The sequence below is a fragment of the Nakamurella leprariae genome, assembly GCF_016918035.1.
In the GTDB taxonomy this organism is placed as follows: domain Bacteria; phylum Actinomycetota; class Actinomycetes; order Mycobacteriales; family Nakamurellaceae; genus Nakamurella; species Nakamurella leprariae.
The window spans coordinates 60,551-80,939 of record NZ_JAERWK010000020.1 but is presented as its reverse complement, the minus strand read 5'-3'; the positions used below and the strand labels follow the sequence as shown (position 1 = coordinate 80,939).

Below are 20,389 nucleotides of genomic sequence, written 5' to 3'. Positions count from 1 at the left end.
GTCAGCCCCGGCTGAACAGCCGCCGCAGCTGTCCGGCCAGCTCGTCGGCCTGCTTGGTCCGCAGGTCGAACTGCGCAGCCGACGGCGGGCAGGTCGCACCCGGCCGCACGGTGGTGCGGACCACCACCCGACGGCCCATGTCCTCCACTCGGTTGGACAGCCGGAACGGCAGTTTCGCCTGGATCGACTGGACCACGTCCGGCGTGATCACCGTGGGGAAGCCGGACCAGCCGGTGCCGATGACGATCGGGATGATCATCGCGGGCGGGCGGTCGGGCCCGGCCGGGTAGAGCAGGCAGTCCGTCGGGCACCACGTGTCCGGCAGCACGAGCTGGACCCAGCGCTTGGCCGACGGCCGCCCCAGCGCCTCGACGATGGCATCCACCGGCAGTGTCCGTCCCGCGGCGGCGATGCCCCCCTCCGGCACCGGTGCGTACACCGGCGCCAGCAGTTGCAGGATCCGGCGTTGCTCGGGCGAAGGACCGTCCGGCGGACGGTGGACCACGCGAGCCCAGGGCTCGACCGGTGCTGGCGGCAGCGGCGTGTCCAGCGAGACGATCGTGCTGGCGTCGTCGCTGTACAGCCAGTCCGGTAGATCGGTGGCCACCCAGGACCGCCACCTCGGGTCGGCCAGCAGCCCGGTGCGCTCGGCCGCGGTCGCGCTGTTCAAGGTGCGGACCGCCCGCAACGCCCACCAGGAGGCGCCGGCGTCGTGGATCTGGCCGCCCGCGGTCGGCTCGGCGTGGACCGCCAGCCAGTCCGGCCGGTCGGCGAACAGGACGCGGACGGGGGTCGGCGGCAGCGGGCCGTCACCGGGACCCCCCTCGCGGTACTGGACGAACTGTCGGGTGCGCAATCGGCCGATCGTCCCGGGATCTGCGGTGACCTGCTCGACCAGGCCGGGGGCGGTGAGCAGGGCGACCAGGAGCGCCTCGTCGTCGATCTGTCCGACGCCGTCCGGATGGGAGGCCAGGGCCGCAGCCAGGGCCGGCTGCGCGGTCAGCAACCGAGCCGCGGCCGGGCTCAGCTCCGCATCCGTGCTCTGCGTGACCGCGTCGCGGCGGATCGGCGCAGGGGCGCCAGCGGAGAAGTCCCGGGGTCGCGGGACCGGCCGGGCGGGGGTCTGTGCGCGCGGCGACGGCACCCCGAACAGTCCGGCACGGTGGGCGGTCACAGCGCCCAGCGCCACGACCAGCTTGGGGTCGTCCTGGGTCATCGGGGCGACACCCAACCGACGCCAGAGCAGGTCGGCGACCGCCGGGATGCGGGAGGAACCTCCGGTGAGGACGAGTGCGGTCAGCTCGGCGGGCTCGAGCCGGGCGGCGCGCAGCGTGTCCTCGACCGCCTCGACGGTGCGGTCGAGCGAGGGCGCCAGCAGCGCCTCGAGTTCCACCCGGGTCAGCATGATCTCGGCGGCGGCCGGGTCGATCCCGGGCGCGAAGACGGCGGCGCTCTGGGTCACCGACAGGTGTTCCTTGGCCGCCCGGACCTCGGCCAGCAGGGCGCGGCGATCGGCGCGCTGCCGGTGGTCGGTCGGGTCGGCGAGTCGGGACCAGCCGTCGGGATCCCGCTCGGCCAGGCGACGACCGACGTGGTCGAACAGCAACCGGTCGAAGTCCACACCGCCCAACGGATCGACGCCGCCGGGCGGGCCAGCCAGCTCGACAGTGCCGTCCTCGTCGGTCACCACGGCGACGTCGAAGGTGCCGCCGCCGAGGTCGTAGACGCAGTAGACGGCCGGGCGGCTGCTGTGCTCCCCGGCCCGGAACCGGTCGGCGACGCCGAGCGCCCCGTGGTGTGCGGCAGCCGCCACCGGCTCCGGGACCAAGTGCGGCGACGACAGTCCCGCCCGGGTCGCCGCCGCGGCGAGCACCGCCCGCCGATCGGCGGCCCACCGGGCCGGATGGGTCAGCACGACAGGACCGGCGACGATGCCGAGGCACTGGCGGTCCGCCTCGGCCGCCACCGTCGACAGCACGGCGGCGACGAGGTCGACATCCGACACCCGGGCGCCGCCGAGCTCGACGGCGCCCTGCCCGATCAGGCGCTTCGGGGTGGGCTCGTAGGCCAGCGGGTCGATCGCCGCGCGCCGGTCGGCCTCGGTGCCGACCACGAGCGTCCCGTCGTCGGCCCGCCGGAACACCGCCGAGCTCAGCCAGTTGTGCTGGCCGAACGACAACGGCCGGACCTGCCCCTGCCAGGCCACCGCGGCCGCGGTCGCGGTCGTGCCGAAGTCGATGGCCAGGACGCTGTCGGTCGAGTCGGTCATCCGCTCGGCTTCCGTCTGGTCACCGACCGGTTGACGGCCCAGGCGACGGTCAGACCGAGGGCGGCCCCGAACGCCCCGCCGGCGACCGCGGACGCCGCCAGGAGGATCAGGTACAGCCCGAAGTTGAAGCCGGGACCCGGCGTTTCTTGGGCTGCGAAGAAGATCACCAGGCCGACCGCACCGCCGATGGTGCCGCCGATCTGGGACCCCCGGTCCCGCCGTCGTTCCGCGGCAGCGTGTTCGGCGAGCCGCCTCCGTTCCGCTTCCGCCGCACCATCTGGTTCAGGCCGGTCCTGCTCTGGTTCGGCCACGTTTGCCCGCTCGAGCCGGAGGCGTGCCGCATCGGCCAGCCGCAGGGATTCGAGCCGGCGCCGCTCAGCCTCGGCCGCCTGCACCTCGGCGAGGCGGCGGTGCTCCTCCTCGGTTGCCCGCTGCTGTTCGAGCCGGCGCCGTTCGAGTTGTGCGGCTCGGTGGCGCTCCAACCGGAGCCGCTCCTGTTCGGCGTCAGGCGGTGGCGGTGGCGGCGGTGGTGGTGCAGAGGGCGTGTCGATGAGTCCCCGCCTTCGTGCCTCCACCGCCCCGAGGGCGACGATCAACTTGGGTTCGCCCTCGGTCACCGGTTCGACACCCAGTTCGCGCCAAAGCAGTTCGGACACGGCGGGGATCCGGGACGAGCCGCCGGTGAGGACCAGGTGGGTGAGGTCCTCGGGTGTGACGCCGGCGCGGTACATCGTCTGACGCACCTCACCGACGGTCTGCTGCAGCAGCGGCACCACCAGAGCCTCGAACTCGCTCCGGGTGACCATGACCTCGGCGTGCTGGGCGTCGACGCCCGGGACGATGACGTACGCCGTCTGCTGAGTCGACAGTTGTTCCTTGGCCTGCCGGATCTCATCGAGCAGGTGCCGGCGGTCGGTCCGGGCCTGGGTGTCGGTCGGCTCGGCGAGGCGCTGCCACCCGGCCGGATCCCGTTGCCGGACCGTGGATCCGACATGGTCGAGCAGTCGCCGGTCGAAGTCGACACCGCCCAGGTGGTCGATCCCGCCGGGCGGCCCGATCACCTCCGCGGTGCCGTCCCGGTCGCTGACCACGGCGACGTCGAACGTGCCACCCCCGACGTCGTACACACAGCAGGTCGTCCCGTCCGGCCCACCCGACCGACCATCGCGGAGGAAGGCCACGGCGGCGGCGACCGGTTCGGGCAGCAGCCGCGGGTGGGAGAGCCCGGCCAGACGCGCCGCCTCGACCAGGGCGGCCAGCCGGTGGGACCGCCACCGCGCTGGATGGGTGAACACCACCGCACCGTCGCTGACGCCGGGGAACTGCAGCTCCGCCATGGTCACCACCGAGCGCAGCACGGCCGCCACCGCGGCGACGACCGGGATGCGTTGGTTGCCGAGGACCAGGTCGCCGGCGGCGGACTCCTCCATCCGGCGCTTCGGGGTCGGCTCGAAGGAGAGTGGATCCGTGACCGCCCGGCGCTCGGCATCCGTGCCGACCAACAGTTGCCCTGCCCGGTCCCGGAAGATCGCCGAACTCATCCAGTTCGACTGGAGGAACCCCAGCGGGCGCTGCTGGCCGTGCCACCACACAGCCGCTGCGGTCGCGGTCGTGCCGAAATCGATGGCCAGGACCGGCTCCTCGGCCGGGACAGTCATCCTGCGACGCCGTCAGTTGGCCGGGATGGCGGACAGGGACGGGTCGCCGCCGGCGGTGTCGTCGATCAGCAGCGACGCGAGGACCGAGTGGAAGGTGGCCCGGTACCGACCGAAGGACGGCGTCGGCGTGGTGGCGGTGGCGGTGACGCCGCGGGCGCCGTGCCGACCCGCCACCACGCAGTACAGCTGGATCTGCGACACCTGCACACCATCGGGCGGAGTCCACTCGAACGTGCGGACGACGACGGTGCGGGCACTGATCACCGCACGCTCGCAGCTGGACTCGCGGAACCCGGGGAACTCGGTGCGCAGCAGTCGCCCCTGCGTCTCGGCGTAGGACTCGGTCGTCAGATCCGCGCCCAGCGGCTCCGACGACGCGATGACGTTGGCCTGACCGTCGGGGGCCAGCAGCGTCCAGCTGTGCTTGACGAACCAGCCGTGCGGCACGGCCGGGGTGACGTCGACGAACGGCAGTTCGGGCAGCATCGCGGCGGCGGGCTGCGGGTCGGGCGGGAGCGATCGCATGGCAGCTGCTTCCAGGGTCTCGTGGTCGGCGGCTCGCGGTGGCCGAGGACCCGGTCGGTGACTGGGGGGCCGCCACCGTGGGGAACGCTAGGTGGCAGCCATCGACGACCGATCCCGGATTCGTGCCAATCTGCGCCTCGCACCGGCGTTCGGGCTGGTCGGCACGCCCACGACTTCCTACGGTGGCGTGGTCCGGCGTCGCCGGGCAACGCCGGGACGGCGTGGAGGAGGCATCCGATGACGGACCTGAGCTCCGCACCATGATCGCCCGCCATGCCGCCTGCGAGCTGCGTCGCACGGACCTGGAAGGTCTGGTGCGGACGCTGGTCATCACCGGTCGCGACCTCGGGTGGGGCGTCCGGCGATGGTCCGGCCGGTCCGAGGCGGGCGGGCCTGCACCGGGACGAGCGCTTCCGGAACGCCGTCCGAGCCGCGCCGGAGTTCGGGGTGGACGCGTTCCCGGCGCTGCTGAGCCGGCTGCTCGACGCACCGCGGGATCCGCAGTGGTGGATCTGGGCGACCGAGCGGGCCGGCGACCAGGGACCGGGTTGGTCCGGGTGGCCGAGCAGCAGCTCCCGACCGACGGCATCGGGACGGACCCGCGGTCGACCATCGGCCCGGGGCCCGGGCCGCATCTGGGCGTCGACCGGGTGGTCCGGTGGCTCTGGCGGGACCTCGGACTGGGCTGGCCGCGGCTGCGTGGCCTGCTCGGGTCGTCGGCGGCGACGGTCCGGAGGAACCTGCACACCGTCTGGACCTGGCCGCGTGACCGGTGGCCGTTGGTGGTGCCCGAGATCCTGCACCCCGCCCGCGACCACGAGCCAGACGCCCGGCTTCGTGAGGCGTTCACCCGAGCGATCGGCGAGTGAGGACGGCGATGTCGATGAACGGCGCACTGTGGGACCCGGTCGGGTCATCACCGTCACTGCTGTCGGTGGTCCGAGCCGGGGCGGTGGGAGCGGCGCCGCTGCCGGACGACCCGCCACCGGCTGCGAACGGACTGCGGTGGGCGCCCGGCGCGCTCGGCGGGGTCCTCAGTCAGCACGCCGCGCCGATGTCGGTGCCGGATGCGATCACCGATCAGGTGGTGACGGTGCTGGAGCGGCACCGGGACGGCCGCCTGGACCGGGACGAGCTCGAGCGCCTGGTGGCGACGCTGGCCACCGGGCCGGTCGCGGCCGGTGACCGGGTGGCCCGAGCGGTCATCGGCTGGGTGCGGACCGAGCCCGACCCCGGCCGGACGCCGGCCACCGCCGCGGCCATGGCGGACCTGGCCCGGTGGTTGATCGACACCGGGACCGACCGGCACGCCGCGGGTGTCGGCATGGCGCTGGCCGGGCTGCTCACCGGGCTGGCCGGTCGTCAGGCCGAGATCGAGGTCCTGGGCCGCCACGAGGCGCTGGCGCAGGACGCCGTCCGGGCGTTGCGTGGGCTCGGCCCGGACGCCGTCCGGGCGTTGCGTGGGCTCGGCCCGGACGCCGTCGAGCCGTTGTGGGAGCTGGCCCGGCAGCACACCGGGTGGGGCCGGATCCACGCGGTGGAGGCCCTCGCCCCGTTCGCCGGGCAGCCGGACCTCCGACGGTGGCTGGTCACGCGCGGGTTCCGCAACCACGTCCACCTCGGCTACACGGTCCCGCTGGTGGTCCGGGCCGCGGACGTCGCCGGCCTGCTGCGCGAGGTCGACCCGGACACCGCCGAGCGGCCGTTGCTGGACGGCGCCCGCGACATCGCGCTGAGTGTCCTGGAACCCGGCGGACCGGCCGGCTCCGTCGACGACCTGCCGGAGACCGCCGAGATCCTGCTCTGGTGGCTGGACTCGGTGACAGCGGCCGGGCCTGAACGAATGTCGCTGGACGATGTCGACGCGGCGGCCGGACTGGTGCCCGAACTCGACGAGCTCGACCCGGATCTGGGGTTCGACGACGAGCGTCGCGAGGCCGTCGGCCGGGCCTGTCGACGGATCCTGACCGACCCGGCCGTTCGGGGCCTGGTGCGCGCCGCGATCGAGGACGGCACGGCCCTGAACGGCTCGCTGCAGGCCGCGGAATTGCTCGGCATCGATCCGCTGCCTGCGCTGCTGCAGGCGCTCGGAGCGGCACCGGAACAGGGTTGGCTGTGGTACCAGGCGTCCCGGGCGGTGCCGGACGGCGCCGCCGATCGCGCCGGCGAACTCTTGGCCGCCGCCCGGGCGCTGCTGCCGGCCGACGCGGTGAGCACCGATCGTCGGGCCGTGGTCGGGCCAGTGCCTGGTCTGCATCAGGGCGTGATCTTCCTGCTGCAACACCTGGTGTCGCGGTTCCCCGGGATCGGGTGGCCGTGGTTGGAACCGTTGCTCCGGTCGCCGCTGGTCGGAGCGCGCGCGCAGGCGCTCACCGCGGTGACGACCTGGCCACGCGCGGGCTGGCCGGTCGAGGCCGTCGGGGCGCTGGCCGCCGCCCGGGACCGGGAGACCGACGACCGGCTGCGAGCCCGCTTCGAGGCGGTGCTGGGATGACGCTCGGGTCCGGGTGGTCGGGCACGGACACCTCGATCTGGAGCCCGCAGGCGCTGCACCGCATCCTCCATGGCCGCCATGACGTCGGCGGATGACCACTCGCCGCGCCGCACCGCCGGCTGCATGCTGCGGTGGGCTCGGCCCCCGGCAGGGGGTGATCCGGCCGATCTCCAGCGGTTCCGCGCCCTGGAACCCATCCGTAGGGCGTGCATGGCGTACTTGGTGTCGTAGCCGGCCTCGCCGAGTGGTGACCGCGCGGTGCCCGCGCACCCGGGTCGCAGAACGTGGCCGCCGCGCTGGGACTCGAGGTCACCGGTACCCGACCGGCTGGCCAGGCCGCCGGGCCGGTCCCAGCGGTGTGCCGAACTCGTTCCGGACCGCCCCGTCGGGACGGTCGCCGGCCGGTACCCGGGCCACGCCGCTGACGAACTCCCGCAGCTCCAGGAAGATGCCCATGTCCCGGTCGTCCTGGGCCGACGATGCCGGTCCCGTGCACCCCGGAGCCCACCTGCCCGCGCAGGGCGAGCCCGCGTTCGGCGATCGCCCGGGCCTCGCCGACGAGTGTCGATGCGACCACGGCGGCGGCAGCGTCCGTGCGGCCCGATCGTTCTCGGGCATGCTGTGTCCTCCGTGACCCGGACTGCGCCGGACTGCTCGACCGGCGACTGGTCGTCCTCGTCCGACGATCAGGGCGCCCGGTGGAGAGGACGCTGTCGAACCGCCGGCCTGAGCGCTCCGTCCCGGACGGGCGGATCGGCCACCCGAACGGGTGATGGCCGTTTGACATCCGTCACGTTGCGTGGAGGCGACCTGCTCGTTATCGTTTCGTGACGACAGCCGAGTTCGGGGACCGTCCTCGGGTGTGGGAGCAGGACATGCGCGGCCCGGTGGGCCGCGCCCCGACGCCAGGTGCGACCCCAGCCGGCGCACACGTCCTGCCTGCCTCGTGTCCGGCGGCCGCGGAGATGGATCGGCCCTGGGACGACAGTGATCGTGACCCGGCCGCTCACCGGCCGGAGCGCGCTCGCGCCCGCATCGCGACCTGGCTGCTACGGAGATCCGTGAACCACCGATCCACCCCGGCCGAGGCGGCCGCCGCCGTGACCGAGCCCGCCCCGCCCACTCGTCGCCGTATCGCCGGCTGGCCGCCCGGGCGCCGCGTCCTGCTCGTCGGAGCGTCCGTCACCCTCGTGGTCGCCGCCATCGGCGGCGGCACCGCCGCGGCCCTCAGCAAGACCGTGACGGTGACCGTCGACGGCCAGGCCCGCGAGGTCACCACCCTGGCCGGCTCGGTCGACGGCGCGCTGGCCTCCGCCGGGCTGTCGGTCGGCGAGCACGACGTCCTTGCCCCGGCACCGGGATCGTCCATCGCCGACGGCGCCCAGATCGTGCTCGACCGCGGCCGCCTGTTCACCGTGACCGTCGACGGCCGCGACCAGCAGATCTGGACCACCGCGACCACCGTCGAGGAGGCGCTCGCCGAGCTGGGCACCGGCCTGGACGACGCGAGCGAGTGGACCGTCTCGGCCGACCGGTCCCGTGACATCCCGCTGGACGGCCTGAGCCTGGTGGCCAGCCCGCGGCACGCCGTGTCGCTCACCGACGGCGCCGCCGCCGGGACCGAGGTGGACACCGATGCGGCCACCGTCGCCGATCTGCTGACCGAGCAGGGCATCGTGCTGGGCGCCCGGGACACGGTCGAGCCGGCCGGCGACACGCCGCTCACCGACGACCTGTCCGTGGTCGTGATCCGCACCGACGTCCGCACGGTGACCGAGCAGGTCCCCGTGGCCCAGCCGGCCGACGAGCACCGCCCGGACGACACCCTGGCCACCGGCACCTCGGTGGTGGTCGAGCCCGGCGCCGCCGGGGTCGACGAGGTCACCGTCGAGATCACCACCGTCAACGGGGTGGAGACCGGCAGGGTCGAGGTGGCCCGGACCCCGGTCACCCCGGCCAAGGCCTCCGTCGTGCACGACGGCACCAAGTCGTCGCTGGAGTGGCGCGGCAGCCGGGTGTTCTTCCACGACACCGAGTTCGGCGTGAACTGGGACGGTCTGGCCTACTGCGAGTCGACCAACAACCCGAAGGCGACCTACTACCCGTCGGGCTACCCGGCCACCTTCGGCCTGTTCCAGTTCGACCTGCCCACCTGGCAGTCGGTGCAGGGCAGCGGCAACCCGATGGACGCCAGCCCGGAGGAGCAGTTGATGCGGGCGAAGCTGCTGTACCAGAAGCGCGGCCTGGAGCCCTGGCTGTGCGGCTACGCGGCCTCGAGTCCGCCGCCGGCCTGATCCAACGCCGTGGAGGCGGGTCCCCAGCGGGACCCGCCTCCACTGGTGTCTGCGCTCCGTGGGAGCCGACGACGCATCCGAGCGTGGTCGGACCCGTCATCAGCCGACCGCCGACCGTGTGAGGATGGATCTGTGAGCACGCCGAACTCCGTGACCCTGCTGGGGGCGGCCGAGATCCGCCGGTTGGCGGACGAGCTGGCGGTCCGTCCGACCAAGACGCTGGGCCAGAACTTCGTCCACGACGGGAACACCGTCCGGCGCATCGTCGCCGCCGCCGACCTGCGGTCGACCGACCACGTGCTGGAGGTCGGACCCGGGCTGGGATCGCTGACCCTGGGCCTGCTCTGCGCGGCGGCGGCCGTGACGGCCGTGGAGATCGACCGGCGGCTGGCCGACCGGCTGCCGACCACGGTGGCCGAGCACGCGCCGGATCGCGCGTTCGCGCTGCGGGTCGTCCACGGGGACGCGCTCACCGTCACCGAGGCCGACCTGCGGTCGCTGTCCGACCTGCCCGCGCCGGAGGACCCGACCGCGCTGGTGGCCAACCTGCCGTACAACGTGGCCGTGCCGGTGCTGCTGCACCTGCTGGCCGAGCTGTCCACGCTGCGCCGCGTGCTGGTCATGGTGCAGGCGGAGGTGGCCGACCGGCTGGCCGCGCAGCCCGGTGGCAAGGACTACGGCGTGCCCAGCGTCAAGGCCGCCTGGTACGGCACCGCCCGGCGGGCCGGATCGATCAGCCGGTCGGTGTTCTGGCCGGTCCCGGGCGTCGACTCGGCGCTGGTCGCGATCGACGTGCACCCGCACCCGCGGACGGATGACCGGGCCGCGGTCTTCGCGGCGATCGACGCCGCCTTCGCCCAGCGACGCAAGACCCTGCGAGTGGCCCTGGCCTCGTGGGCCGGGTCGACGGAGGCGGCGCAGGAGGTCCTGGAGCGGGCCGGGGTGGACCCGTCCGCCCGTGGCGAGACCCTCACCGTCGACGAGTTCGCCGCCATCGCGGAGGCGCGCACCGTGCTCGACGCGGCCGTCCGCACCGAATGACCGGCCGCGTCCTGGCCGGACCCGGGGCCACCGTGCGGGTGAGCAGCCCCGGCAAGGTCAACCTGTTCCTGGGCGTCGGCGACCGCCGCGAGGACGGCTACCACGACCTGGTCACCGTCTTCCATGCCGTCGACCTGGCCGACGAGGTGGCGCTGCAGCCGGCCGACCGGCTCAGCGTCCGCACGCACGGCGTCACCGAGGTCGTGCCCGAGGACGGCGACAACCTGGCCGGCGCCGCGATCACCCTGCTCGCCCAGCGGCTGGGCCGGGAGCCGGCCGTCGCGGTCGACATCACCAAGCGCATCCCGGTGGCCGGCGGCATGGCCGGTGGCAGCGCCGACGCCGCCGCCGCGCTGGTCGGCTGCGCCGCGCTGTGGGGGCAGGATGTGCCGCGCGCCCAGCTGGCCGGCTGGGCCGCCGAGCTCGGCTCCGACGTGCCGTTCGCACTGTCCGGGGGCACCGCGCTGGGTACCGGTCGCGGGGAACGACTCTCACCGGTGCTGAGCCGGGCCGAGCTGTCCTGGGTGCTGGCGCCGGCCGGCGGCGGTGGCCTGTCCACCCCGGCCGTCTACACCGAACTCGACCGGCTACGGGCCGCCGGCGACGTGCCGCGGGCCGGCGAGGTGGAGCCGATGCTGGCCGCCCTGGCCACGGGCGACCTGGCCGGCATCGCCGCGGAGATGGCCAACGACCTGCAGGCCGCGGCGTTCTCGCTGCGTCCCGAACTGCGGCGCACCCTGCGGGCCGGTCTGGACGCAGGTGCGCTGGGCGGCATCGTCTCTGGCTCGGGCCCGACCATTGCGCTGCTGTGCGCCGATCCGGACCACGCCGCCCGGGTGGCCACCGACCTGGCCGGGTCCGGCACGGTCCGCACCGTCCGGACCGCGGCGGGCCCCGCGCCGGGCGCCCGGGTGCTGGGCGGGCGCGGATGAGCGCGCCCCGCACCGCCGGCCGGGCGAGTCTGGTCAACCTGGAGTCGGTGAGCGTCCGGCACGGGGTCCGCCAGGTGCTCGACCAGGTGTCGCTGGGCGTGCAGCAGGGCGACCGCATCGGGGTGCTCGGCCTCAACGGCTCGGGCAAGTCGACGCTGCTGCAGGTGCTGACCGGGGCGCTGGAGCCGGACAGCGGGCGGGTGTCCCTGCAGCGCAGCACCCGCATCGCCACCGTCGCGCAACAGGCCACCCACGACCCCACCGCCACCGTCCGGCAGGTGGTGCTGCAGCCGTTCGGGGCGGCCGAGCACGTCTGGGCCTCGGACAGCTCGATCCGGGCCGTCCTCACCGGGCTGGGGCTGACCGACCTCGGTCTGGACTCGCCGGTGGCGTCGCTCTCCGGTGGTGAGCAGCGCCGCGTCGCGCTGGCCGCCGCGCTGGTCACCGACGCCGACCTGGTGGTGCTGGACGAGCCGACCAACCACCTGGACGTCGAGGCGGTGGCCTGGCTGGCCGCGCACCTGCAGGACCGCTCCGGCGCGTCGGTCGTCGTCACCCACGACCGCTGGTTCCTGGACGCCACCGCCGCCACCACCTGGGAGGTGGTCGACGGCTCGGTGCACATCCGGGAGGGCGGCTACTCGGACTGGGTGTTCGCCCGGGCGGAGCGGCAGCGACTGGAGCAGGCGGCCGAGGAACGCCGCCGCAACCTCGCCCGCAAGGAACTGGCCTGGCTGCGACGCGGTCCGCCGGCCCGCACCTCCAAGCCGCGGTACCGGATCGAGGCGGCCGAGGCGCTCATCGCCGACGTACCGCCGGCCCGGGACACCGTGGCGCTGCACCAGTTTGCCCGCCGCCGGCTCGGCAAGGACGTGCTGGAGCTCAAGGGCATCACGGCGACCGTCCCCGGCCGCGCGCACGACCCGGGCAGTCCCGAGCGGGTCCTGCTCGACGGCGTGGATTGGATCGTCGGTCCCGGCGACCGCATCGGCCTGGTCGGGGTGAACGGCGCCGGCAAGTCGACACTGCTGCGGATCGCCATCGGCACCCAGCCGCCGGCATCCGGGGTGGTGAAGATCGGCCAGACGGTCCGGCTGGGCTACCTGTCCCAGGACGTCACCGAACTGCCCACCTCGGGCCGGCTGCTCGAGGCGGTCACCGAGGTGGCCGGGTCCATCGAGCTCGACGGCAAACAGCTGTCGGCCTCGTCGCTGGCCGAACGGTTCGGCTTCGGGCCGGGGCAGCAGTGGACGCCGGTGGCCGACCTGTCCGGTGGGGAGCGACGCCGGCTGCAGCTGATGCGCATCCTGATGGCCGAGCCGAACGTGCTGGTGCTCGACGAGCCGACCAACGACCTGGACACCGACACGCTGGCCGCGTTGGAGGACCTGCTCGACGGCTGGCCCGGCACGCTGCTGGTGGTCAGCCACGACCGGTACCTGCTGGAGCGGGTGACCGACGACGTGTACGGCCTGCTCGGCGACGGCCGGATCACCCACCTGATCGGTGGTGTGCCGGAGTACCTGACGCGGCGGGCCCGGGCGATCGAGCAGGGAACGGCGTCGGTCGGAGTCACCCCGCCGGCGGCCGCGGTCGAGCAGGTCACGGCGGTGGACGCCGGCCAGCTGCGGTCGTGGCGCAAGGACCTGCAGCGGCTGGAGCGGCAGCAGGAGTCGTTGCGACGCAAGCAGTCCCAGCTGCACGAGAAGATGGCCCAGGTCGGGTCCGACTTCGCGGCCGCCGCCACCCTGGACCGGGAACTGGCCGAGGTCAGCACCGCGCTGGACGAGGCCGAGCTGGAGTGGCTCGAGGTGGCCGAGCGGATCGAGGAAGCCGGCTGAGCAGGCGGCGACCCGGGACCGACACGTCGGTCGGCCCCGGGCTCGCCTGCTCACCGCGGTCCGGTCATCCGGTCACGACTTCGGCGGGACCGGTCCGTAGTACTGCTCCACCTCGGCCATCTCGATCTCGGCGCTCGCCTGGATGAGGGCGAGCAGGTCCTTGTCGAGGCCGGGGGAGAACTCCTCGAAGCGCTCCTCCGAGATGGTCATCGGCGCGCCCAGCGGGGCCTGCTCGTCGGCGACCAGGTCGGTGCCGTCCTTGGACGGCGACATGCCCTGGAAGATGCGGCCGGCCTCGGACTGCGCGGTCAGGTCGAACGTGTACTGCTTGGACTGCAGGCCCAGGTCGAGCAGCTTCTTGACCTCGGGGAACTTCTCGGCGTTGGTCTTCGGGATGGGCAGCACGGCGTTCCAGTTGACCCCGAGCGTCTCCAGCGCCTTGGCGTAGCCGTTCTCGTGGGCCTGGTCCCGGACGATGAGGTACGAGATGGTCGACCGGGCCGTCTTGTTGTCGGTCATCTCGTAGATGCGGCACTTCTGCAGCCGCCCGGTCGACTCCAGCATCAGGTTGTAGAGCAGGTCGAGCACCAGGTTGCCGGAGTTGTAGACGTAGCTGCCGCTCCACGGATTGCCGGCCGCGTCGACCGGCAGCGCGCCCTGCGAGGCGACCAGGTAGTGGTGGATGTTCGACTGGTCCAGCGCGATGTTCAGCGGGGTCGCACCCTTGGCGCCCGGCGTGTCCAGCGGGTCGGTCTTCTTGCCCTGGTACCGCGGCGAACCGTCCAGCAGTCGGGAGATCGTGGTGCCGATCAGCTCGACGTGGCTGATCTCCTCGGTGCCGATGCCCTGGATCAGGTCGCGGTACGGCTTCCCCGCGGGTCCACGGAAGTTCATCGACTGGAACAGGTACTGCATCATCGTGCGCATCTCGCCGAACTGACCGCCCAGCCCCTCCTGCAGCGCGTTCGCGGCGGCGGGATCCGGCTCGTCGGCCTCGATGTCGTTGATCAGGCGTTGCACGTGCAGGTACACGGTCGCTTCCTCCCTGGTCGTCTTCCGGACGTCGACTCCGGCCATGCCCTTCGTTCCCGGGACCGCGCCGCCGAAAACGACCTCACTGGACGAACTCCGGACGTGGGGGCACCCCGAAGCTGGTGGCAGCCGTGCTCCACGGTTCCGATCGGGGCGGTGCGGGCGGGGCGCTGGCGTACTGGTCGCCGGTCGGGGTGGTGACGACCGTGGTCGGGCCGGTGCCGGTGGTGCGCCAGCCGTCCTCGTCCTTGGTCAGGTTGCAGCGCGCGCAGAGCCCTTGACCGTTGTCGAGCACGGTGGGGCCGTCGGCGGCGTAGGGCTGGATGTGGTCGGAGCGGCGGATCGGTGCGTCGCACCACGGTGTTCGGCAGGTTCCGTCGCGGGCGATGAGGAACTGCCGGTCAAGATGCGCGAGGCGGCGGCGTCTCGGGTCGGCGTGGGTGAGGTTGCCGGCGGGGTCCTGGAACAGTCGCCGGATGAACACCCGAGCGGACCTGGGGGCCTCGCGGACCAGGTGCCGCGCGAGGCTGGCGGGGATCGGGCCGTGGCCGACGAGCACCGCGGGCTCGTCGTCGCGGTCGAGCAGGGTGCGGTCGGTCATGACCAGGTTGTTGGTGAGATCGACCCCGGCGGTGAATGCGGGCGACGAGTTCGTCGGCCATCACCTGCCCGCGGCCGCGCTCGTCGCCGTCAGCGAAGACGGTGTCGGCGTGCCGCCGCAGCGCCGCGAACACCGCGACGCCCTGGACGACGGGCAGCAGGGCGGTCAGGTAGGTCATGCAGTCCGGCGCGGGTCGGAGGCTGACCCGTCGGTCGTTGGCAGCCTTGGCGTTCCGGGCCACGGCCTGCTTGGGGTTGAGCCGCGCGACCTGCGCCCCGACCGATCGTCGCACCGCCACCCGGCGCCGTTAGGCCACGTCCCCGGGTTCGCCCGGTCGCGCTGCCGCGTCGGAGGCGGTGAGTTGCTGGTCCAGCAAACTGGTCGTGGCTCGCGCCTGCAGTGCGGCGCCGGCGGCCTTGAGCCGCTCGAGACCGGTGATCAGCTCGACCAGGTCGTGCTCGCCGAGCCCACGAGGCCCGGTGACGGCGAGCTGTTCGACCCACGCGGCGACCACAGCCGGGATCAGCGGCGGCGGCGTGATGGTTCTCGATATGTGTTCGATCATACGATTGCGAACAGAACCTATTGAGGTTGTCCACATGATCGAACGGGTCGAGATGCTGCCGTCGCACTGACGAGTAGGTCGATCACCGCCGAACCGACGATGTGCGGCTGCGCATCCGGCCTACCACCGGTCAGCGGGACATCGGCCACATCCGGACGGTCACGGACTCGCCCACCTCCTTGCGCACCCGCCGGCGCAGATCCTCCCGGACCGGCAGGCGGCGACCGCCGGGCCCGACCCGGGCCACCGCCGTGAACGGCAGGCCGTCGATCATCCCCTCGACCGTCCGGGCCATCCCGGGCGCGGTGGCCCGGTCGGGCAGGGTGAGGAACGCCTCGGCGCCGTCCCGTTCCAGGACGGCCTCGAAGACGATCTCCGCGTCCGCCCGGTGTTCTCTGCGGGTCATGCTCCGCCTCCTTCAGCCGGTCGGGCAGTCAGCCCAGGAAGCCCACCACCATGGCGGCGAAGGCGTCCGCGTCGGACAGGTGGCCCCGGCGGGCGCCAGGGAGGTCGGTGCGCGTGGCCGGCTCGATGGACGCGGCCAGCAGGTCGAGCAGCGCCCGGTCGCCGGCGTGGGCCAGGCCGGTGCCGATGATGAACGTCGGAGCGGTGATCCGGGCCAGCCCGGCCCACCACGCCGGATCGGCCTGGGCCAGCTGGTCGAGCACGGCCTTGGCCCGGGCGAAGCCGTGCACGTTCTCCCGGAAGCGGCCGCGCCGGACGGTGGTCAGTGCGCCGGAGACGGCCATGGTGGGCGACATCCGCGCCCGCACCGGCGGTCCGGACCGGGGCGGCAGCATCGGATCCTCCACCACCAGGCCGCTGATCCGGTCGGGGAACCAGGCGGCCAGGCTGAGGCCGAGGTACCCGCCGAACCCGTGGCCGACCACGTCGATCGGGTCGCCGGCGAACTCGACGAGGTGGTCGAGCGCGGCGTGCAGGTGCTCGACGAAGCCGGTGAGCCGGTTGTCGGCCACCGCGTCGCTGTGGCCGCTGCCCGGCAGGTCGATGGCGACCACCTCCCGCCCGGCGGCGACCACCTCCGGGGTCATCGCCTCCCAGGACGCGGCCGACGAGCCGAGGTCGTGCAGCATCAGGATGGGCCGCCCGGTGCCATTGGAGGACACCCGGAGTTCCCGTTCGTCGATGAACAGGTCGTGCACAGCACTGAACGCCATGCCAGCGATGGTGAGCCATCTGGCGCGACCCGGCATCCCGAAGGAGGAGTCGGCGGAGCGAGGGACGAGCGGAGGCGAGCTCCGACCATCCAGCACGAGCGGTCACGCTTCCTCAGCGGTCCGTGGCGGCCGGTGACCTACGGTGGTCGGCATGAGCGCCTTCACCGACGCCCTGGTCCGCGCCGCCCAGGGTTCGGCTGGCATCTCCACCGGCGACCCGGAGCACCTGCACCGCGCCAGTTGGGCCGAGGTGCACGTCGTGGCGCGGCGGGCCGCCGTCCGGCTCCGGGACCGGGGCCTGCGGCCCGGTGCGGCCGTGGCGGTGCTGGCCGGGGCACCGGCCGCGGTGGCGCCGGTGGCCCAGGCCGTCTGGCTGGCCGGTGGCTCGGTGACGATGCTGCACCAACCGACGCCACGGACCGACATCGCCCGCTTCGCCGAGGAGACCGGGACGGTGCTGCGGGTGATCCGCGCGTCCCTGGTGGTGCTGGGGGAGCCGTTCGAGTCGTACCTGCCGATGGTGCGGGCGGCCGGCGCCGACGCGGTCACCGTCACCGAACTGCTGGCCGCTGGCGACGATCCCGCGGGCGCTGGGTCGGACGGAGCGGTACCGGTCGAGGTGGACGAGTCGTCGCCGGCCCTGCTGCAGCTCACCTCGGGGTCGACGGCCACCCCCAAGGCGGTGCAGATCACCCATGGCAACCTGTGGGCCAACGTGGTGTCGATGTGCGCCGCGGCCGGGCTCACCGAGGCCGACACCATGGTGTCCTGGCTGCCGCTGTTCCACGACATGGGCATGGTCGGCTTCCTGACCCTGCCGATGTGCCGGGGCATCGAGACGGTCGCGGTCACCCCACGCGACTTCCTGGCCGACCCGCTGAGCTGGCCCCGGCTGATCAGCCGGACCCGTGGGACCGCCACCGCCGCGCCGAACTTCGCCTTCGCGCTGACCGCCCGGGTGCTGGCCCGGGCGCAGGAGGAGCTCGACCTGTCGACCATGCGGTTCGCGCTGAACGGCGCGGAACCGATCGACGTCGACGCCGTCGCCGCCTTCTCCGAGGCCGGGGCTCGGTTCGGGCTGCCGGACACCGCGGTGGTCTGCGCGTACGGGATGGCCGAAGCCACCCTGGGGGTCGCGTTCCACCCCCGGGGCACGCCGGTGCAGGTCGACACCGTGTCGGCCCGGGAGCTGGAGGAGGACCGGCGGGCCGTGCCCGCGGGCGCCGATCCCGACGCACCGGTGCGACGGTTCCCGCTGCTCGGTCCGCCGCTGGACGGCATCGAGCTGTCGGTGCGGGCCGAGGACGGCACCGCGTTGGGCGAACGGGAGGTCGGCGTGCTGCACCTGCGCGGCGACTCCATCACCGAGCGGTACCTCACCGTGGACGGCCCCCGACCCACCCGCGGCGACGATGATTGGCTGGACACCGGCGATCTCGGCTACCTGGTGGACGGGCAGGTGGTGGTCTGCGGCCGGGTCAAGGACGTCATCATCATGGGCGGGCGGAACCTGTACCCGACCGACATCGAGAAGGTGGCCGCGTCGGTCGAAGGGGTCCGCGCCGGGAACGCGGTGGCGGTGCGCTGGACCGCGCCGGGCGGCCGGGAGTCGTTCGCGGTGGCGGTGGAGTCCCGGGACGCCGGGGACGCCGGCGCGGCCGAGCGGATCGCCGCGCAGGTCCGCTCCGCGGTGACGGCGGCGATGGGGGTGCGTCCGGCCGCGGTGCAGGTACTGCCGCCGGGGTCGCTGCCCAAGACGCCGTCGGGCAAGCTGCGCCGGACCGCCGCCGCGAAGTTGATCGGCCCGGCGGGCTGAGGGCAGGTCCGATGAGTCCGTCGGCCCCGTCCGGTCCACCTGGACACGACACTGACGACGGGAGACGCGGATGGGCACGGTGCTGGCGGTGGAGAACGTCTCGCTGGACGGGGTGATGCAGAGCCCGGGCCGGCCGGACGAGGACACGCGGGGCGGGTTCGACCGGGGCGGCTGGGCGAGCGCGGTGCTGTCCGCCGATCCGGAGGCGACCCAGGCCGCGTTCGCCGGGGACGGGACCACCGGCGCGATGCTGTTCGGCCGCCGCACCTACCTGGACCTGGTCGGGTTCTGGCTCGGCAACCCGGAGCCCAACCCGTTCACCGAGATCCTGCGGACCACGCCCAAGTACGTCGTGTCGTCCACGCTCGCCGATCCGCTGCCGCATCCCGCGTCCCATCTGATCGACGGGCGCACCCCGAGTGGCGTCGAGGGCGCGGTGGCCGGGCTGAAGCACGAGATCGAGGGCAGCATCGTGATGCTCGGCAGCGGGCAGCTGGTCCGCTTCCTGGCCGCCGCCGGGCTGGTCGACGAGTGGGTGCTCACCCAGATCCCCGTCGTCCTGGGCTCGGGCACCCGGCTGTTCGACGGCACCCCGATGGACCTGGAGGTGGTCCGGTCGTTCACCTCGCCCCGCGGCGTGGTGGTCGGGCACTACCGGGTGGCGCGGACCTGACCCCTCGGTCCGGGCGGGTGCCCGGGTCCGGCAGGGCTCAGTGCAGCTGGTTCTGGGTGGCCAGCAGACCCTGCTCGACCAGGAGCTCGACCGCGTCGGCGGCCCGTTCCAGGTCGACCGGCAGGTCCTTGCGTTCGGCCGCGGAGAAGTCACGCAGCACGTAGTCGGCCGGGTCCATCCGGCCGGGTGGGCGTCCGATACCGAACCGGACCCGCAGGTAGTCCTTGGTGCCGATGGCCGCGGAGATCGACCGCAACCCGTTGTGGCCGCCCTCGCCGCCGCCCTGCTTGACCCGGATGGTGCCGGCGGGCAGGTCCAGCTCGTCATGGACGACGACGATCGACTCCGGGGGGATCTTCCAGAACCGGGCCGCTGCGGCCACCGGCTTGCCGGAGACGTTCATGTACGACCGCGGGCGGGCCAGCACCAGGCGTGGGCCACCGGGCCGGACGCGTCCCTCGGCCACGTCGGCGCCGGACTTGTGCGAGGTGAACCGGGTGGACATCCGGTCGGCCAGGACGTCCAGCACCATGGCGCCCACGTTGTGCCGGTTGCCGGCGTAGCCGGGCCCGGGGTTGCCCAGACCGACGACCAGGGTGATCTCGCCGGTGCTCACGCGCGCCTCTCGATGGAGCCGGCCCGCGGACCGGCGGTGCGGGGTGCGTCCCCGGCCGGGTCCTGGGCGGGGCGGCCGGATCGTTGCCACGGTCGGCGACGACCCGACCGACCCCACCGGCATGAGGACTCGGTCAGGGAGTGCGGATCAGGACTCCGGCGTCTGCGGAGCGTCGCGCTCGACGCCCGCCTCGGCCTCAGCCTGCTCGGTCTGCGCGTCGAGCTGCTCGGCGGTCGGGGCGGCCTGGACGGCGACGACCAGCGCCTCGGCGTCGGTGACCAGGGTGGCACCGGCCGGCAGGGTGATGGAGCCGGCGGCGATCTGGCTGCCGATCTCGACGCCCGCGACGGACACCTCGATCTGCTCCGGCAGGTTCAGCGCATCGGCCTCGACGGACAGGGTGTTCAGGTCGGTGAGGACCAGCGCACCGGGCACGGCGTCGCCCACGACGACGACCGGGACGTCGACGGTGACCTTCTCGCCGCGGCGGACGAGCAGCAGGTCGATGTGCTCGTAGTAGTCCTTGATCGGATGCCGGACCACGGACTTGGCCAGGGCCAGCTCGTCGCCGCCCTCGAGCTGCAGGGTCAGCACGGTGTTCGGGCCGGCCTTGATGGCACGGGCGAACTCACGGGCCGGCAGCGACAGGTGCCGCGGCTCGGTGCCGTGGCCGTACAGCACGGCCGGGATCTTGCCGGCGCGACGGGTGCGGCGGGCACCGCCCTTGCCGAACTCGGTGCGGACCTCGGCGACCAGCCGGGTGTCGGGGGAAGCAGTGGGGGAAGACACGAGTACTCCTGCGATCGGGTGCCAGTGGGCCGTCTGCTGCGGTCAGGCGGTGGGTCGACGTGGTT

19 protein-coding genes are annotated in these 20,389 nt (G+C 73.6%); 9 read left to right on the top strand and 10 right to left on the bottom strand.

Translation table 11 applies throughout. The features are described from left to right. Window position 1: 1 nt before the first annotated feature. Genes JL106_RS15305 through JL106_RS15295 form a run of 3 tightly spaced genes read right to left on the bottom strand, consistent with a single transcriptional unit; the run spans window position 2 to window position 4,452 of the window. Complete coding sequence (locus JL106_RS15305) at window positions 2-2,269, bottom strand: Hsp70 family protein (protein WP_205261598.1); 2,268 nt, start codon at window positions 2,267-2,269, stop codon at window positions 2-4. Next, window positions 2,266-3,927 (bottom strand): Hsp70 family protein, encoded by a 1,662-nt coding sequence (locus tag JL106_RS15300; RefSeq protein ID WP_205261597.1) that lies wholly within the window; start codon window positions 3,925-3,927, stop codon window positions 2,266-2,268. The genes JL106_RS15305 and JL106_RS15300 overlap by 4 nt, the downstream gene beginning before the upstream one ends. A 12-nt stretch (window positions 3,928-3,939) precedes the next feature. Beyond that, window positions 3,940-4,452, bottom strand: a complete 513-nt coding sequence (locus JL106_RS15295) for a DcrB/PsbP domain-containing protein (RefSeq protein ID WP_205261596.1) — start codon at window positions 4,450-4,452, stop codon at window positions 3,940-3,942. A gap of 557 nt (window positions 4,453-5,009) precedes the next feature. Here JL106_RS15295 and JL106_RS15290 point away from each other — a divergent pair. After that, window positions 5,010-5,321, top strand: coding sequence for a hypothetical protein (locus JL106_RS15290; protein ID WP_205261595.1), 312 nt, complete (start codon window positions 5,010-5,012; stop codon window positions 5,319-5,321). A 14-nt stretch (window positions 5,322-5,335) separates the two neighbouring features. After that, window positions 5,336-6,946 (top strand): hypothetical protein, encoded by a 1,611-nt coding sequence (locus tag JL106_RS15285; protein ID WP_205261594.1) that lies wholly within the window; start codon window positions 5,336-5,338, stop codon window positions 6,944-6,946. 309 nt (window positions 6,947-7,255) lie between these two features. Here the strand turns inward: JL106_RS15285 and JL106_RS15280 are convergent, their stop codons facing one another. After that, entirely contained in the window at window positions 7,256-7,402 is a 147-nt protein-coding gene (locus tag JL106_RS15280) for a hypothetical protein (protein WP_205261593.1), read from the bottom strand. 605 nt (window positions 7,403-8,007) lie between these two features. Between JL106_RS15280 and JL106_RS15275 the strand changes: the two genes are divergently transcribed. From JL106_RS15275 to JL106_RS15260, 4 genes are all read left to right on the top strand, one after another. Next, a complete protein-coding gene (locus JL106_RS15275; protein ID WP_205261592.1) occupies window positions 8,008-9,240 on the top strand; it encodes a resuscitation-promoting factor in 1,233 nt (410 codons plus the stop codon). A 132-nt stretch (window positions 9,241-9,372) separates the two neighbouring features. Further along, entirely contained in the window at window positions 9,373-10,281 is a 909-nt protein-coding gene (gene rsmA, locus JL106_RS15270; RefSeq protein WP_205261591.1) for a 16S rRNA (adenine(1518)-N(6)/adenine(1519)-N(6))-dimethyltransferase RsmA, read from the top strand. Continuing rightward, on the top strand, window positions 10,278-11,213 hold the full coding sequence (locus tag JL106_RS15265; RefSeq protein ID WP_205261590.1) for a 4-(cytidine 5'-diphospho)-2-C-methyl-D-erythritol kinase: 936 nt from the start codon (window positions 10,278-10,280) through the stop codon (window positions 11,211-11,213). Before rsmA ends, JL106_RS15265 begins: the two co-directional genes overlap by 4 nt. Next, window positions 11,210-13,054, top strand: a complete 1,845-nt coding sequence (locus JL106_RS15260; RefSeq protein ID WP_205261589.1) for an ABC-F family ATP-binding cassette domain-containing protein — start codon at window positions 11,210-11,212, stop codon at window positions 13,052-13,054. Before JL106_RS15265 ends, JL106_RS15260 begins: the two co-directional genes overlap by 4 nt. A gap of 72 nt (window positions 13,055-13,126) precedes the next feature. Here the strand turns inward: JL106_RS15260 and JL106_RS15255 are convergent, their stop codons facing one another. After that, the gene (locus tag JL106_RS15255) at window positions 13,127-14,086 is read right to left on the bottom strand and encodes a manganese catalase family protein (protein WP_407940182.1); all 960 of its coding nucleotides are present in this window, start codon (window positions 14,084-14,086) and stop codon (window positions 13,127-13,129) included. A gap of 82 nt (window positions 14,087-14,168) precedes the next feature. After that, entirely contained in the window at window positions 14,169-14,687 is a 519-nt protein-coding gene (locus tag JL106_RS15250) for an HNH endonuclease (RefSeq protein WP_236007741.1), read from the bottom strand. On the opposite strand from JL106_RS15250, the gene JL106_RS21160 reads away from it, so the two are divergent. Beyond that, complete coding sequence (locus JL106_RS21160; protein ID WP_236007740.1) at window positions 14,686-15,276, top strand: hypothetical protein; 591 nt, start codon at window positions 14,686-14,688, stop codon at window positions 15,274-15,276. The genes JL106_RS15250 and JL106_RS21160 overlap by 2 nt on opposite strands. Before the next feature lie 106 nt (window positions 15,277-15,382). Here JL106_RS21160 and JL106_RS15235 read toward each other — a convergent pair whose 3' ends face one another. Both JL106_RS15235 and JL106_RS15230 read right to left on the bottom strand, forming a co-directional pair. Continuing rightward, window positions 15,383-15,658: a DUF1905 domain-containing protein gene (locus tag JL106_RS15235; protein WP_205261584.1), complete on the bottom strand. Its 276-nt coding sequence runs from the start codon at window positions 15,656-15,658 to the stop codon at window positions 15,383-15,385. Window positions 15,659-15,686: 28 nt separating this feature from the next. Then, a complete protein-coding gene (locus JL106_RS15230) occupies window positions 15,687-16,430 on the bottom strand; it encodes an alpha/beta fold hydrolase (protein ID WP_205261583.1) in 744 nt (247 codons plus the stop codon). 151 nt (window positions 16,431-16,581) lie between these two features. Between JL106_RS15230 and JL106_RS15225 the strand changes: the two genes are divergently transcribed. Further along, complete coding sequence (locus JL106_RS15225) at window positions 16,582-18,246, top strand: fatty acyl-AMP ligase (protein WP_205261582.1); 1,665 nt, start codon at window positions 16,582-16,584, stop codon at window positions 18,244-18,246. 70 nt (window positions 18,247-18,316) lie between these two features. Beyond that, window positions 18,317-18,919, top strand: coding sequence for a dihydrofolate reductase family protein (locus JL106_RS15220; protein ID WP_205261581.1), 603 nt, complete (start codon window positions 18,317-18,319; stop codon window positions 18,917-18,919). 37 nt (window positions 18,920-18,956) lie between these two features. Here the strand turns inward: JL106_RS15220 and pth are convergent, their stop codons facing one another. Together pth and JL106_RS15210 are read right to left on the bottom strand one after the other, a co-directional pair. Continuing rightward, window positions 18,957-19,535: an aminoacyl-tRNA hydrolase gene (gene pth / locus JL106_RS15215; protein ID WP_328842527.1), complete on the bottom strand. Its 579-nt coding sequence runs from the start codon at window positions 19,533-19,535 to the stop codon at window positions 18,957-18,959. A 147-nt stretch (window positions 19,536-19,682) separates the two neighbouring features. Beyond that, window positions 19,683-20,324 (bottom strand): 50S ribosomal protein L25/general stress protein Ctc, encoded by a 642-nt coding sequence (locus tag JL106_RS15210; RefSeq protein ID WP_205261579.1) that lies wholly within the window; start codon window positions 20,322-20,324, stop codon window positions 19,683-19,685. Window positions 20,325-20,389: the final 65 nt, after the last annotated feature.